This is a genomic window from Marinitoga okinawensis (assembly GCF_055387075.1).
Genome location: NZ_AP042422.1, coordinates 378,919 through 394,209 on the forward strand (window position 1 = coordinate 378,919; position 15,291 = coordinate 394,209).

Here is a 15,291-nt window from a genome sequence, read left to right on the forward strand (position 1 = left end):
AATCACTGAAAACAAGACATAAAAAATATAAAGCGCAATATAGATAATTAAAAAAATTAAGTTATCGAATAAACGTGATTGTGGGTGTTTAATTCCATTTATTAGTGAAAAAGATTTTTTTTCTTTTTAAAACTGGTTATTAAAAAAAGACTAAAATAAGGTAAAATTTAAAATAGAATTTATAATAAGTCAATAATTGGAGGGATGCTATGAACATAATAGGAAAAGTTACTAGAAGAATCGAAGGGAAAGAGAAGGCATACGGTGAATCAAAATATACTCCAGACCTATATTTAGATAGAATGTTATATGCTGGAGTGGTATATGCTAATATTCCACATGGAATATTGAAAAGCATAGATACATCAGAAGCAGAAAAAGTTTCTGGGATTGTAAAAGTAGCAACATATAAAGATGTTCCTGGAACAAATAAATTTGGCGTTTTAACTAAAGATATGTGGTTTTTAATTCCCGTTGGAGAAAAAATAAGATTTGAACATGATGCTATTGCTCTTGTTGCTGGTGAAAGTAAAGAAGCTGTAGAAGAAGCTATAGAAAAAGTAAAATTTGAAGTTGAGGAGCTACCTGCTGTATTAACTATTGATGAAGCAATAAAAGATGAAATAAAAGTAAACAATGAAGACACAAATATAGCTTTTCATAAAAAAATAAGAAGAGGAAAAATAGATAAAGCATTTGAAAATGCTGATTTAATTATTGAAAGAGATTTTAAAACTGATTATCAAGAGCAAGCATATTTAGAAACACAAGGTTCAGTAGCATATTATGATGGGGAAGTTATGACCATTTATGCATCAATGCAATGTCCATTTTATGTTCAAGAAGATGTTTCAGAAATATTAGATATACCTTTTAATAAAGTTGATGTGATTCAAATGGAGACAGGTGGAGGTTTTGGAGGTAAAGAAGATGTACCTTCATATATTGCTTCAAAAGCTGCATTATTATCTTATTTAACAAAAAGACCTGTAAAATTAATATATAGCAGAGAACATGATATTAAAGAAACCAGCAAAAGACATCCTTCGAAATCACATTATAAAGTAGCTTTTAAAAAAGATGGTACGTTGTTAGGAGTTCAAAGTGAAGTATATTTAGATATGGGTGCATATTCTACGCTATCTCCTATAGTAATGTATAGAACGTTAACGCACGCAGCTGGTGCATATAAAGTTCCAAACGTTTTTGTTGATGTATATGGTGTATATACTAATAAAGTTCCTTGTGGTGCATTTAGAGGATTTGGGTCACCTCAAGTATTATTTGCAATAGAGTCTGTTATGGATGAAGCTGCAGAAAAATTGAATATTGACCCTTGGGATATAAGATATAAAAATGCATTAGAAGTTGGAGCTGAGACTTCTACTGGACATAAATTGGAATTTTCTGTGGGGGCTAAAAAAACACTTGAAAATATAAGAAAATTATCTAATTATGAACAACTTAAAAAAGAAGTTGAAGAATTTAATAAAAATAATAATATTAAAAAAAGAGGATTAGGGTGGTCACATATTATTTATGGTGTAAGTTTAGGAGCTGGTGGACAACATTTAGATGCTTCAAATTCAGAAGTTCATGTATTTCCTGATGGCACAATAAATATAATGTTTGGTGGAACGGAAATAGGACAAGGTGCAAAAACAGCTATTTCAATGATAGTGTCAGAAGTTTTAGGACAAAAAATGGAAAAAATACATGTACTTCAAACAGATACATTTATAGTCCAAGATAGTGGTCCAACTGTAGCTTCGAGGACAACTGTTTTTAGTGGGAATGCAGCTAAAGATGCAGCTGAAAAAATAAAAAAGAATATTATAGAGTTTTTATGTGGTAAATTTAAAGTTAAACCAGAAGATATAAAAATAAATTTAGGAGTATACAAAATAAAGGATAAAGAATATTCATTTGATGAAATAGCTAAAATGTGTAATGATGCAAATATAAAATTAAATGAATCAGGTTGGTTTAAATCTCCAAAATTAAATTTTGATATGGAAAATGGCGTTGGAGAGGCTTATGTAACCTATACATATTCAACTCAATTATCTTTGGTTGAGGTTGATACATATACTGGGAAAGTTGATGTGAAAAAAATGTGGATATCTCATGATATAGGAAAGGCAATAAATTATGATGGAGTAATAGGACAAATACAAGGTGGAGCAGTTCAAGGTATGGGACATGCAATAATGGAAGAGATTAAACAGAAAAATGGTAAGATAATTACAGATAATTTCAATAATTACGTATTTCCAACAATTAAAGATATTCCAGAAATTGTTGCAGATGTTGTCGAAGAAGAATTTCCATTTGGCCCATTTGGCGCTAAAGGTATTGGAGAACCATCGTTAATGAGTGCACCACCTTCTATAGCAAATGCAGTTTCTAATGCTATAAATAAAAGAATGGTAAAAATACCAATATCAATAGAAGATATTATTTAAATACTAAATCTAAGGGAGGTTATATAATGAAAAGAGTACCAATTGTAGGTCCAACTTATGAAGAAATGTTATATCCAGAGAAAATCGATCCAAAAATCAGGAAAAGAGCTATTGAAATGAAAGAAAAAGATCCATTACATCCTATTAATTTATTTAATATAACTTGGAAGGATGAAAATAATGAGATTAGGTATTTTGTAATGCCTAAAGAATTAACAGGAGTTGAAGCTAATATAATTGTATTGTATGCAAAAGACTTTCCATCCGGAAGTCATAAAGTAGGTGCAACATATTCTGTATTAATGGAAAAAACTATTACACATGAAGTTGATCCATCTGTACATAAATTAGTATGGCCATCAACAGGGAATTATGGTATAGGTGGTGCCTTTGTTAGTTCAAGGATGAATTATGATTCGTTGGTATTATTACCTGAAGAGATGAGTCAGGAAAGATTTGAGATTATTAGAAAATATGGTTCTGATGTTATACCAACACCTGGTTGTGAATCCAATGTTAAAGAAATATATGACAAATCAAAAGAATTATATGAGGCAGATCCAGAACATATTAGAATCTTAAATCAATTCGAAGCATTTGGGAATTATAGATTCCACTATTATGTAACTGGAAACACAATGATAGAAACAGTTAGAAGATATCATATTGGTAACGAAAGAATTGCTGCAATAGTATTGGGTGTAGGGTCTGCTGGAACAATTGCAAGTGGAGATAGAGTTAAACAAGAATTCCCTGAAACTAAAGTTGTAGCTATGGAACCCGTTCAATGTCCAACAATTTCATTAAATGGTTATGGTGGTCATGATATTCAAGGTATAGGAGATAAACATGTTACATGGATTCATAATGTAATGAATAATGATGCTGTAGTTTTAGTTGATGATATTGATAGTAAGAAAATGTTACAGGTTTTAACTGATGAAGAAGGCAAGAAATTCTTAAAAGAATTTGTTGATCCAAAAATGGTTGAGTATTTATCAGATAAATTTGGAATTTCAGGGGTAGCAAATGTTATAGGTGCTATTAAAATGGCAAAATTCTATAATCTAAAATCAGATGATAATATATTTGTTGTTGCTACAGATAATATTGATAGATATCATTCTGTTATGAAACAGATGACAGAAACATATGGAAAATTAGATAGAGCAGAAGCAAAATCAAGAGTTGAAAGAATATTCTTATATCAAGAAACATCAGGAATATTTGAAGGAGATAAATATAATAGAGAAAGATGGCACAATTTAAAATACTATACATGGATTGAACAACAAGGAAAAACATTAGAAGAATTAAATGCACAAAAAGAACAAGCATATTGGGAAGAACATCAAAGAAAGGTAAAAGAAATGGATAAAATGTTAGAACAATATAGGGAAGAACATAAAGAAACGTTAAAGAAGGTGTGGCTTGACGAATGAGAAAATTATTTAAAAATATCTCATATTTAGCTACTTTCAATAATGAAGATATTGAACTTGAAAACGCATATATATATATAGAAGACAATGTAATAAAAGATATTGGTGAAGGAGAACCAGATGTTGAAGCTGACGAAGTTATAAATTGTAAAGATATGCTTATAATGCCTGGTTTTGTTAATACGCATCATCATTTATACCAAACGCTAACAAGAAATGTTAAAGGAGCTCAAAATGCAAAATTATTCGATTGGTTAGTATTTTTATATGAAAGATGGAAATTTATTGATAGAGAAGGGTTTTATATTAGTTCTATCATTGCTAATTATGAAATGATGAAAACAGGTGTTACAACTACTACTGATCACTTATATTTATATCCATATGGATTAAATGAAGCTATTGACGCAGAAATAGAAGGGGCATTAAGAACAGGAATAAGATTTCATCCGACACGCGGAAGTATGTCTATGAGCAAAAAAGATGGAGGTTTACCACCAGACAGTGTTGTTCAAACTGAAAAAGAAATAATAAAAGAGAGTATTAGAGTTATAGAAAAATATCATAATCCTGAAAAATATTCAATGCTAAGAATAGCATTAGCTCCATGTTCACCATTTTCTGTAACAGCAGATCTTATGAAAGAAACTGTGAAAATAGCTGAAGAATATGATGTATTAATGCATACACATGTGGCTGAAACATTAGATGAAGATAAATATTGCTTAGAAAAATTTGGTAAAAAACCTGTTGATTATATGGAAGAATTGGGTTGGCTTAATTCGAGAGCCTGGTTTGCTCATCTTGTTTGGTTGAGTGATTCAGATATTGAAAAACTTGCAAAAAATGATGTGGGTATGGCACATTGTCCATCGTCAAATATGAGATTAGGTTCCGGAATTGCACCAGTAACAAAAATGAAAGATAAAATAAGAATAGGTATAGGTGTAGATGGAAGTGCAAGCAATGATACTAATAATATGATTGCAGAAATAAGGAATGCATTATTATTGCAAAGGGTAAAATACGGTGCTGATGCTTTAACTGTAAAAGAAGCATTAAGAATGGGAACAATGGGTGGAGCTAGAGTTTTAAGAATGGATGATTATATTGGAAGTATAGAAATTGGAAAAGCAGCTGATTTTATTGGATTTAATTTAAATAGACTAGAATTTGCCGGTGGTTTAGATGACCCTCTTGGGGCTGTTTTAATGTGTGATGGAAAACAAGTTGATTTAAATGTTATTAATGGTGAAATAAGAGTTAAAGATGGTGAAATTCTTGATGAAGAATTACCAAGATTAATAGAGAAACATAATGAAATTTCTAAAAAGGTTATAAATAGTTTATAAGAAAAAACCTGCGAATTTTCGCAGGTTTTTTTACAATATTTTAATTAATTTGTTTTTTTATTTTACATTTATGTGATTTAATAATTTTGATAACATTTTTCAGGGATATTAATCAGGGGGATTAATATGAAAGAAATGGTAAAAACTTTAATATTTGAAAAGTATTTTGATAAAGAAAATATAGGGCTTTTGATTATTAGTAATAAAAAAATAAAATATATAAATAATAGAATGAAAGAATTCGCCAAACTTTTCCGTGAGGATTTTGAAAAAACAAATCCTGCTAATATATTTTTTTATTACAAAGAATATGTTAAAAAAAACAAAGATTTGCAACAATTTAAATCACTAATTGAAAATATATCATTATTTAGAAATTCAAATGTTGAAATGAATAGTTTTTATGTAACGGAGTTTAAAGGTCATTTTTTGGAATTTCATTTTGACGGTGTAATTATTGATAAACAGAAATATTATATTATATCTGTTTTTGATGTGACTAATGATATAAAATTGTTTGATTATAAATATCTAGAGATTTCGAGGAAAATAAATGAATTAGTTTATAATAATTTAACAGAGTCCAATTTTAATAAAAAAGGACTATATAAAGAAATATATGAATTATTAAAAAAATATGAAATTATAGACGAAATGTTAATTGCAACAGTTGATGAAAAAGATAATAACAAAATAAATATAAATTTTGGGATAATTGATGGTAAAAAATTAACTGGTAGTTTTTTGAGTAGAAAAGATAAAACATTAAGTGCATATATAATAGATAATAAAAAAAAGATTTATATACCAAATTCTTTAGATTATGAATTGCCAAAGGGGTATAAAATAAAACATGTAAGAATTCCGAAAATATATAGTGTTTATGGAGTTCCATTAATTAACGAAAAAAAGGAGAGCTACGGAGTCATTTTATATGAAAGGCCCAAAGTAAATAGTTTTAATTTTAATGATTTTAAATTACTTGATGAAGTAACCTATGCTATACAAACAGCAATGAAATTTCAAAAATTATATAAAAAATTATATGAGGAAAAAATTAAATATTACGAAATATCCATTAGGGATTATTTAACCAGAGCGTATAGTAGAGTTTATCTTGAAGAGTATCTAAAAAATGCTTATCAAAATGTAAAAAGATATGGAGAAAAATTTGTTATTTCTTTTATAGATATAAATGATTTCAAAAAAATTAATGATAAATATGGTCATGACTTTGGCGACATGGTCTTATCAATTTTTGCTGAAGTTGTTATAAATAATATTAGAGAGTCAGATATTTTTGCAAGATATGGCGGCGATGAGTTTATAATTGTTTTTTCTAATTCAAATGAGGATGATGCTATTAATGTAATGAAAAGAATAGAAAAAAAATTACTTATGCAAGAAATTCCTATAAAAATATCATATGGCATTCAAAATATAAATCCATTATGTTCTTTGGAGGAAAATATAAGGATAGTTGATAAAAAAATGTATGAAATGAAGAAAACAAAATAAAAACCCGAGATTTTGATCTCGGGTTTTTTTAATATTATGATCTTAACTTTAAATTAATTCTTTTAAGATCTTTATCTATATCTAGAATTTCCACGGTAACAATTTGATTTATACTTAAAACCTCAGAAGGATGTCTAATGAATTTATCTGAAACGTTCGATTTATGAATTAAACCATTTTCTTTGATACCAAGATCCACAAAGGCTCCAAAGTCAGTGATGTTGGTTACTCTTCCTTGTAAAATCATACCGATTTTTAAATCATCTAAGGTTAAAACATCTTCATATAATAATGGTTGAGGTAAATCATCTCTTAAGTCTCTTCCAGGTTTTTTTAATTCTGAAATAATGTCTTTTAATGTATACTCTCCAATATCTAATTTTTCAGATAATTCTTTAATTTTATCATTGGTTGTATATTTCTCCAGTTCTTTTCTGATTAAATTCAATTTTTCATTATCTAAAATATCTTCTTTTTTGAATCCGAAAAATTTTAATAATTCTTCTGCTTTTTCGTAACTTTCCGGGTGAATACCAGTGATTTCTAAAGGATTTTCTCCATAAAATATTCTTAAAAAACCTGCAGCCTGTTCAAAAGCTTTTGGACCAAATCCCTTAACATTTAATAATTCATTTCTTGATTTAAATGGACCATTTTCTTCGCGATATTTTACAATGTTTTCTGCAAGTTTTGGAGTAATGCCAGAAATATATTGTAACAATGCAGCCGAAGCGGTATTTAAATTTACACCTACAAGATTAACAACATGTTCTACAGTATTTTCTAATTTTTCTTTTAACAATTTTTGATTCATGTCATGTTGATATTGACCAACACCTAATGATTTGGGATCAATTTTAACAAATTCAGCTAAAGGATCTTGTATTCTTCTTCCAATGCTAATGGCTCCTCTAACGGTTACATCTAAGTTAGGAAATTCTTTGACTGCTAATTTAGATGCTGAATAAACAGAAGCGCCAGATTCGTCAGCAAAAATGTATTTTAAATTCAAATTATGTTTTTTAACAGTATCAACAATGAATTTTTGAGTTTCTCTTGAAGCTGTTCCATTACCAATAACTATTAAATTCAAATTATACTTTTTTATTAAATTTAAAACAATTTTTTCAGCATTTTCAAAATCATTTTGAGGAGGAACTGGATATATAACATTATTTTCCAAAAATTTCCCAGATTCATCTAATGCCACAACCTTACATCCAGTTCTATATCCGGGATCTATAGCTAAAACTCTTTTGTTTTTTAATGGAGGAGTTAATAATAATTCTTTTAAATTTTTTGAAAATAATTCAATTGATTTTTCTTCAGCTTTTTGGGTTAATATATTTCTTACTTCATTAGAAATAGAAGGGAATAACATATTTTTAAAACCATAAGTAAGTCCTTCTCTTATAATCTTATTATTTCCTTCAAATTTAGTTAAATAAAATTTATATAATTTTTCAACATATTTATCATCAATAGTTAATTTTACAGATAATACACCATCTTTTTCTCCTCGATTAATAGATAAAATTCTGTAATTTGGTATTTTTGATATATATTGTGAAAATTGGTGATACATATCATATTTAGTTTTTTCTTCAACGTATTTCTTTTTTTTAACACTTTCGATTTTTCCGAAATTCATTAAATCATTTCTCAAAGTTTGTCTTATTTTTTCATTATGCGCAAAGTATTGCCCTAATATATATTTTACACCTTCTAATACATCTTCAACGGTTTTTACATTTTCATTAATAAATTTTTTTGCTTCAGATTCTATGTCTCTTACTTCTTGTAATAATAGTTTTTGAGCTAAAGGTTCCAAGCCATTTTCTATTGCAATGTCAGCTTTTGTCTTCTTTCTCTTTTTATACGGTAAATATAAATCTTCAACTTCACTTAATTTCATGGAATTTAATATTTTATTTTTCAAATCTTCTGTTAATTTTCCCTGCTCTTCTATGGATTTTATAACACTTTCTTTTCTTTTTTCTAATTCTGTATAATATTGAAGTAATTCCGAAATTTTTCTAACTTCTTCTTCTTTTAAGTTTCCAGTAGCTTCTTTTCTATATCTACTAATAAATGGTATAGTATTACCATTATTAAGTAATTCAACAGTATTTTTGACTTGCCAATCTTTAACTTTTAATTCTTTTGAAATAACTTCTAAAATATTCATAAAACCACCCCTAAATAAATCTTTTCCGATACTATATTAATTAATAAAACAGGGATTAGATCCCTGTTTTATTAATTTTCTTCTTTATTTTCTTCCTCTTTTTGTTTTTCTTCAAAATTTTCAACTTCAACTATTTCAACACTCTTTGATATATGTTCAGCGACTTTTTTACTTAATATATCCCACATTAAATTACCTAATATTTCTGCATTTGAATAAACAATTTCTCTTGCTTTGTCATGAGGAATTCTCCACATATGTGCAAATGAATGAATAGCTTCACTTAATTCTTTTTCTTCAACTTTTATATTATTTTCTTCAGCGATTTTATTAATTACAGTCATTTCTTTAATAGAGCGTATTGCTTGTTCCTTCAATTCGTTGAGATAATTTTCTTCTCCATCGTGTTTTTCAACTTCTTCATCATATTTTCCATTTTGTTTAACTCTCTCAATAGTTTTTTCAACAAAATCATCAATTGTTTCTTCAGATACATCAACTTCCACATAATCGCTTAATTTTGAAAGTACATAATTCTTGACATAATCGTCTTTCCATACTTTGAAGGATTCAACACCTTCTTTTGACAATTTTTCTTTTAATTCAAGGACGGAATTAACTTCAGCATCTAATGTTTTAGCAATTTCATCTGTTAATTCTGGTACTATTCTCTTATAAACACCTTCGACATTTATTTGATATAAATATTTTTTATCTTCAAATTCTCTGTTTATTTCAACATAATCGCCTTTCTTTTTACCAATTAAATCTGTAACCATAGGTCTTTTATCTTCCTCGTATAATACATATTCGCTTTCTTTATCTTTGAATAATTCTTTTCCTTCTTCATTTAATACATTATATTTTACTTTAACTAAATCACCAATTTCAGCTGGTTCTTCTTTTTCTTCTAAAATAGGATTTTCTTCTAATAATTCTTTTATTCTGTCTTCAACAAATTTTTCTACAACTTCTTTTTCTGTAGGTACTTCTACTTTCATTTCTTCAAATTTAGTTGATATAACTTCTGGATGTTCGTGGATAAGAACTTCAACTTCAGCAGAATCACCATCTAATGCAAATGATTCAATGTAAGGACCAAATAAAACTTTTTCATCTTTGAATTCATCTTCTACCTTTTCCACTAATATTTCTCTAACCATCTCAACAAAATCTTCTCCGAATTTGATTTTCATAACGTTTTTAGGTACTTTCCCTTTTCTAAATCCATGAAAAGTGTATCTTTGGTTTAATTCTCTAACTATTTGATTTTCTGCACTCTCTATATCTTTTTTGTCAAATTTTACCAATATCCTTTTGACATTTTTTTCTTGTGAAATGACTTCTTTTTGCAATTTCAACACTCCTTTTTTCTAAAATATATAGTTTTTCAAAGTATATTATACAGTGAATTTACTTTAATACTGTTAAAATTAGGTCAAAATAGGATTTCGGAGAAGTAATAAAATTTGAACAGTTTTATTATTATTACATTTGAGTTAAAAAATTAATTAAAATGAAATAATATAAAAAATTGGTGTATAATATAATATGGGATGGAGGTGAATAATTTGAATAAGAAAAGATTAAAAGATGTTTTGTTTAATAATGCATTTTTCACTATGCTTTTTTTATCTATTATTATGATTGTTGTATTAGTCTCTTCAGTAAATATCTTATTTAAAAATTTATATAGTTCAACAATTTCAAATTCTATTTTATCTGTTTCAAAATATTTTAATGATAATTTAGAATATTTATCATATCATAGTTCAAACTATGAAAAGGTATTATCATCTATAATTGACGAAATGTATGAAGAATATAAAGCTGGTAATATAAAAGGTTTTTTTGAAATTCCAGAAATAAAATATTTAAAAAATGAAAATTTAATTAAAAATGTTTATTATTATGTAATTAATAAGAAAGGTATCATTGAAAAAACAAATAACGAAAATGATTTAGGATTAAATTTAGCTCAAAGAGTTCCTAATTATTGGAAACTATTAAATAAAAAAATAGATAAGAATAATGGCAAATATATAGAGAGAATCTCATATGAAATAAAAACTAATAACCCCATGATATATGGTTATATAAGAATGAATGATGATAAAATTTTTGAAGCTGGTGTTGCACTGAATGAAAAAGTAATACCGAATTTCTTTAAAGATATATCTTCAGTTAATTTTAATTTTGTAAAAGGCATATATAGTTATAATGTTTCTTTTATTCCTTTTTCTAAGGATTTTCCATTATTAGATGAGGAAGATAAAAAAATATTTAATGAATTGGATTATTCTTTAGGTGAAATTAATAATTATATTGTAAAAGAAAAGTCTAATGGAGAGAAAGTATATATTTATTTTAAATGGAGACCGACTAAGCCAATTGATTCACCGTTTTCTTTCGCTGTATTAACAAAGGTATATATTGATTTTTCGGAAATGGTAAGAACAAAAAATTATATGATTTTTATTTCTATAATACTTATTGGAATTTTTGTTTTTGTATTTACAATTTATATAAATCGTTCAGCTTTTAGGGTTGAAAGACCACTAATAAAATTAATAAAAGATATTGAAAGTGGAAAGGTTGATGAAAAAACAGAAACAAATATATTAGAAATAGACACTTTAATTAAATACTATTCTCACTTAGTAACAAATTTAGTAAAGAAAATTTCTGAAGACGAAAAGGAATTGATAAGTTTAAAAGAAAAATTTGAAATGATAGAAAAAGAAAAAGATATGTTGTATGATATGGCTTTAAAAGATGATTTAACTAAATTATTTAATAAAAAAGGATCGATCAATATATTTAAAAAAATCATTAGCAATAAAGAGAGTTTTTGTGTAATATATATAAATTTAGATAATTATAATGCTGTCTTAGAAAGATATAGTAAAAAAGATGCAGATGATATGGTTTTAGATTTAGTTGATATAATTAAAAAAACAATAAGGGATAGGGATTTTGCTTTTAGAGTTAACGATGATGAATTTTTGATTTTATTAAGATATGTTAATTTAGAAATTTCTCAGAAAGTATTAAAAAGATTAGTTGATTTTGTAAAAAAATTCAATATAACTACAGAAAAACATTATAAAATATCTATTAGTTATGGAATTTTAGAATATAATGGACAAGATGTTGAATCTATTTATATAGAAGCCAAAAAGAAAATGGAAGAAATGAAAGAGAAAAAAAGAGAACTTTTAAGAAGGTTAAATAATAAAAGTTAAGGGGTAAAAAAATGGATATATTTCCGTTTTATAGAAATAATGATACAGAAGTTTATTTATTTATATTACCGCCATATGGAGTAAATACATATGTAGTAATGAAAAATAATACAATTATTGTTGTTGATCCTGGAAAGGGAAATGATCTACTTTTTAATTCCATAGATTTAGGTAAATACCATAAAAAAGGTATATTGATCACTCATACTCATTATGATCATATAGTTGGATTGAAAGAGTATAGTGATTTTGAGATAATGATACCAGAAAAAGATGAAAATGGTTTGATAGATCCTTCAGCAAATTTAAGTTATATGTTTTCTGAAGATTTTAAGCTAAAAATTCCATATAAAGAATTATATGAAGGATATTATGATTTTGGAGAATTTAAATTTTTAGCTTCATATTATCCAGGACATACTCCGGGTTCTATGATATATGATTTTGGAGATTTTATATTTACAGGAGATTTTATTTTTTTAGATTCTATAGGAAGAACGGATCTGCCCTATGGCGATGAAGAAACTATGTTTCATTCATTAGAAAAATTTAGAGATTATTTAAAAACAAAAAAAGATTCTGTTTTAATAATGCCGGGTCATATGAATATTTGTACAGTAAAAGATTTAAAAGATAATAATGTATTTTTAAAATATGGAGGTAAAAAATGATAGAAAGATATTCTTTATCGCCAATGAAAGAATTATGGACAGAAGAAGAAAAGTATAAACGTTGGTTGGAAATAGAATTATCTGTGGTTGAAGCTTTTGAGGAGAAAGGGATAGCGCCAAAAGGTATTGCTGAAAAAATTAGAAGTCAAGCAAAAATAGATGTAGAAAAGATTCTCGAAATTGAAAGTGTTGTAGATCATGATGTAATAGCATTTATAAAGTCTATAACAGATGAAATGGGAGATGAGGCTAGATACTTCCATAAAGGTTTAACCTCCTCTGATATTGTAGATACCGCATGGTCCTTGGGTCTTAAAAGAGCTGGAGAATTAATATTAGAAGAATTAAAACATCTGGCAGAAACATTAAAAGAAAAGGCTGTAAAATACAAATATTTATATACAGTTGGAAGATCACATGGGGTACATGCTGAACCAACTTCTTTTGGATTAAAAATGTTGTCATATCTTGCTGAATTAGAAAGAAATATAAAGAGATTTGAAATGGCTATTGAAAATATTTCATATGGAAAGTTAAGTGGAGCTGTAGGAAATTATGCGAATATTAATCCTGAAATAGAAAGTATAGCTTTAACAAAGTTAGGATTAAAACCTGAAACTGTTGCAACTCAAGTAGTTCCTCGAGATAGACATGCGGAATTTCTATCTGTATTAGCATTAATTGGATCAGGTATAGAAAGAATAGCAGTTGAAATCAGGCATTTGCAAAAAACGGAGGTTTTAGAAGCACAAGAACCATTTAAAAAGGGGCAAAGAGGTTCTTCGGCAATGCCTCATAAGAAAAATCCAATATTATGTGAAAGACTTACTGGTATGGCAAGAATGCTTAGAAGTTATACAATTGCAGGATATGAAAATATATCTCTTTGGCATGAAAGAGATATTTCGCATTCTTCTGTTGAAAGAGTATTTTTACCTGATGCAACTTTAATAGCCTATTACATGGTGAAAAAAACTCAGTATTTAATAGAAAATCTTATTGTAAATGAAGATCGAATGAAAGAAACATTTGAAAAATCCTATAATTTAGTATATTCCCAAAGGGTTTTGTTATCATTAATAGATAAGGGTATGAGTAGAGAAGAAGGTTATAAATTTGTTCAAAAATATGCATTAGAGGCATGGGAAATAAGAAAAGACTTTAAAGAATTATTGTGGAATAATGAAAGAATTAGAAATTTATTTAGCAAAGAAGAATTTGACGAGATATTTACACCGGACTATTATTTAAGGAATATAGATGCAATATATGAAAGATTTAATTTAAAATAAGCTGCTCATTGGCAGCTTATTTTACTGAAAATATAGTACTTCCGGAGCCGCTCATTAATGAAACAATAGAGTTTTTTGACATTTCTTCTTTAATATTTTTTAATTTTGGATATTTAGGGAAAACAACCTGTTCAAATATATTAAAAGAATTTTCTCTTATTTTTCTGATATTTCTTTCTTTATAAGCTCCTGAGTTTGACACAGCTTTTATAATTCGACCTCTCAAAAAGAGAAATAATAAGAAAAATAGCGATTGTTAACTTTTTGTAAAAAGAGAAATTAGCCACACGCCTCCATCTTTTTAGCTATTCATGCGTGTTTTGGAAGTATTTTTCTTTAAATTCATCTAAATCCATCATTTTTTTAGGTTTTTCTATTTCTAATATTTTTAATATTGATTTTTGAAATTCATTTAAATTGGCTCTTAATGCGAATAATTTGTCTTTTAATCTTACTTCTGAATATTCCATATTTTTAATAGCCTCTCTAATTTTTTCATGTGAATAATCAATATTATTTTTTTCTAGTTCTAATTCTAATGTTCTTTGCATTATGTATGATATGAAACTCATTACTATATGACCTTTTATTCTTTTAGGAGTCCAATGAAATATAGGTCTTGTTTCCAGATAATTTTTTAATGTTCTAAATGTTTCTTCTACTTTCCATAATGTATGATACTGCTCTAATATTTGTTTTGGATTTAATTTGGTATTTGTCATTATTCCATAATATCCATCATATTTTTCATCATTTTTTATTTTTTCATTATCTAATATATAATTTTGTTTATTTTCTTCTTTTAAATATTTTTTAGCTCCTCTTTTATTCATTGAATCTACATTATTATTTTCAAGCATTTTCTTTGCTTTTTCAATTAATCTAAGTCTATCTGCTCTGTCTTTTTTGGCTCTTTCTTCTGAATGTATTATGAGTAATCTTTTATTTTCATATTCTACTTCTCTGTATTCTATTCCTTTTGCTATTTCTATGAATTTTCCTTTAAATAAACTTAAAATAAGAATAAAAATTAAAAGTTTTCTATAAAATGGAAAATTCTGTACATATTTTTTGCTAAAGTGTTGACTTTTTTTTTTTGATATCATTATTATGAAATT

Annotated in this window: 11 protein-coding genes; 7 read left to right on the top strand and 4 right to left on the bottom strand. The window is 26.9% G+C overall.

Annotated features, from left to right (window positions below; all coding sequences use genetic code 11):
- Positions 1-209: 209 nt before the first annotated feature.
- The 4 genes from ACZ5CK_RS01700 to ACZ5CK_RS01715 all read left to right on the top strand — a co-directional run bounded on the left by ACZ5CK_RS01700 (position 210) and on the right by ACZ5CK_RS01715 (position 6,777).
- Positions 210-2,465 (top strand): xanthine dehydrogenase family protein molybdopterin-binding subunit, encoded by a 2,256-nt coding sequence (locus ACZ5CK_RS01700; RefSeq protein ID WP_464582180.1) that lies wholly within the window; start codon positions 210-212, stop codon positions 2,463-2,465.
- 26 nt (positions 2,466-2,491) lie between these two features.
- Positions 2,492-3,907 (top strand): pyridoxal-phosphate dependent enzyme, encoded by a 1,416-nt coding sequence (locus tag ACZ5CK_RS01705; protein ID WP_464582181.1) that lies wholly within the window; start codon positions 2,492-2,494, stop codon positions 3,905-3,907.
- On the top strand, positions 3,904-5,259 hold the full coding sequence (locus ACZ5CK_RS01710) for an 8-oxoguanine deaminase (RefSeq protein ID WP_464582182.1): 1,356 nt from the start codon (positions 3,904-3,906) through the stop codon (positions 5,257-5,259). Before ACZ5CK_RS01705 ends, ACZ5CK_RS01710 begins: the two co-directional genes overlap by 4 nt.
- Before the next feature lie 126 nt (positions 5,260-5,385).
- On the top strand, positions 5,386-6,777 hold the full coding sequence (locus tag ACZ5CK_RS01715; protein WP_464582183.1) for a GGDEF domain-containing protein: 1,392 nt from the start codon (positions 5,386-5,388) through the stop codon (positions 6,775-6,777).
- Positions 6,778-6,811: 34 nt separating this feature from the next.
- Here ACZ5CK_RS01715 and ACZ5CK_RS01720 read toward each other — a convergent pair whose 3' ends face one another.
- Positions 6,812-8,965: a Tex family protein gene (locus tag ACZ5CK_RS01720; protein ID WP_464582184.1), complete on the bottom strand. Its 2,154-nt coding sequence runs from the start codon at positions 8,963-8,965 to the stop codon at positions 6,812-6,814.
- A 71-nt stretch (positions 8,966-9,036) separates the two neighbouring features.
- Entirely contained in the window at positions 9,037-10,320 is a 1,284-nt protein-coding gene (locus tag ACZ5CK_RS01725; protein ID WP_464582185.1) for a trigger factor, read from the bottom strand.
- A gap of 216 nt (positions 10,321-10,536) precedes the next feature.
- On the opposite strand from ACZ5CK_RS01725, the gene ACZ5CK_RS01730 reads away from it, so the two are divergent.
- Genes ACZ5CK_RS01730 through purB form a run of 3 tightly spaced genes read left to right on the top strand, consistent with a single transcriptional unit; the run spans position 10,537 to position 14,173 of the window.
- Positions 10,537-12,210 carry a GGDEF domain-containing protein gene (locus ACZ5CK_RS01730; protein WP_464582186.1) on the top strand — a complete coding sequence of 558 codons (1,674 nt, stop codon included), beginning with the start codon at positions 10,537-10,539 and terminating at the stop codon, positions 12,208-12,210.
- Positions 12,211-12,221: 11 nt separating this feature from the next.
- On the top strand, positions 12,222-12,881 hold the full coding sequence (locus ACZ5CK_RS01735) for an MBL fold metallo-hydrolase (protein WP_464582187.1): 660 nt from the start codon (positions 12,222-12,224) through the stop codon (positions 12,879-12,881).
- The gene (gene purB / locus ACZ5CK_RS01740) at positions 12,878-14,173 is read left to right on the top strand and encodes an adenylosuccinate lyase (RefSeq protein WP_464582188.1); all 1,296 of its coding nucleotides are present in this window, start codon (positions 12,878-12,880) and stop codon (positions 14,171-14,173) included. The genes ACZ5CK_RS01735 and purB overlap by 4 nt, the downstream gene beginning before the upstream one ends.
- Positions 14,174-14,189: 16 nt before the next feature.
- On the opposite strand, the gene ACZ5CK_RS01745 is transcribed toward purB, so the two are convergent.
- Positions 14,190-14,375 carry a hypothetical protein gene (locus ACZ5CK_RS01745; RefSeq protein ID WP_464582189.1) on the bottom strand — a complete coding sequence of 62 codons (186 nt, stop codon included), beginning with the start codon at positions 14,373-14,375 and terminating at the stop codon, positions 14,190-14,192.
- 103 nt (positions 14,376-14,478) lie between these two features.
- Positions 14,479-15,279, bottom strand: coding sequence for an IS1634 family transposase (locus ACZ5CK_RS01750; protein ID WP_464582190.1), 801 nt, complete (start codon positions 15,277-15,279; stop codon positions 14,479-14,481).
- Between the last annotated feature and the right edge of the window lie 12 nt (positions 15,280-15,291).

Bases quoted from the DNA above. Each gene is read 5' to 3' on its own strand.
- ACZ5CK_RS01735 (WP_464582187.1), top strand. From the start codon at position 12,222: ATGGATATATTTCCGTTTTATAGAAATAATGATACAGAAGTTTATTTA.
- ACZ5CK_RS01715 (WP_464582183.1), top strand. From the start codon at position 5,386: ATGAAAGAAATGGTAAAAACTTTAATATTTGAAAAGTATTTTGATAAA.
- ACZ5CK_RS01720 (WP_464582184.1), bottom strand. From the start codon at position 8,965: ATGAATATTTTAGAAGTTATTTCAAAAGAATTAAAAGTTAAAGATTGG.
- ACZ5CK_RS01750 (WP_464582190.1), bottom strand. From the start codon at position 15,279: ATGATATCAAAAAAAAAAAGTCAACACTTTAGCAAAAAATATGTACAG.
- ACZ5CK_RS01710 (WP_464582182.1), top strand. From the start codon at position 3,904: ATGAGAAAATTATTTAAAAATATCTCATATTTAGCTACTTTCAATAAT.
- ACZ5CK_RS01700 (WP_464582180.1), top strand. From the start codon at position 210: ATGAACATAATAGGAAAAGTTACTAGAAGAATCGAAGGGAAAGAGAAG.
- purB (WP_464582188.1), top strand. From the start codon at position 12,878: ATGATAGAAAGATATTCTTTATCGCCAATGAAAGAATTATGGACAGAA.
- ACZ5CK_RS01705 (WP_464582181.1), top strand. From the start codon at position 2,492: ATGAAAAGAGTACCAATTGTAGGTCCAACTTATGAAGAAATGTTATAT.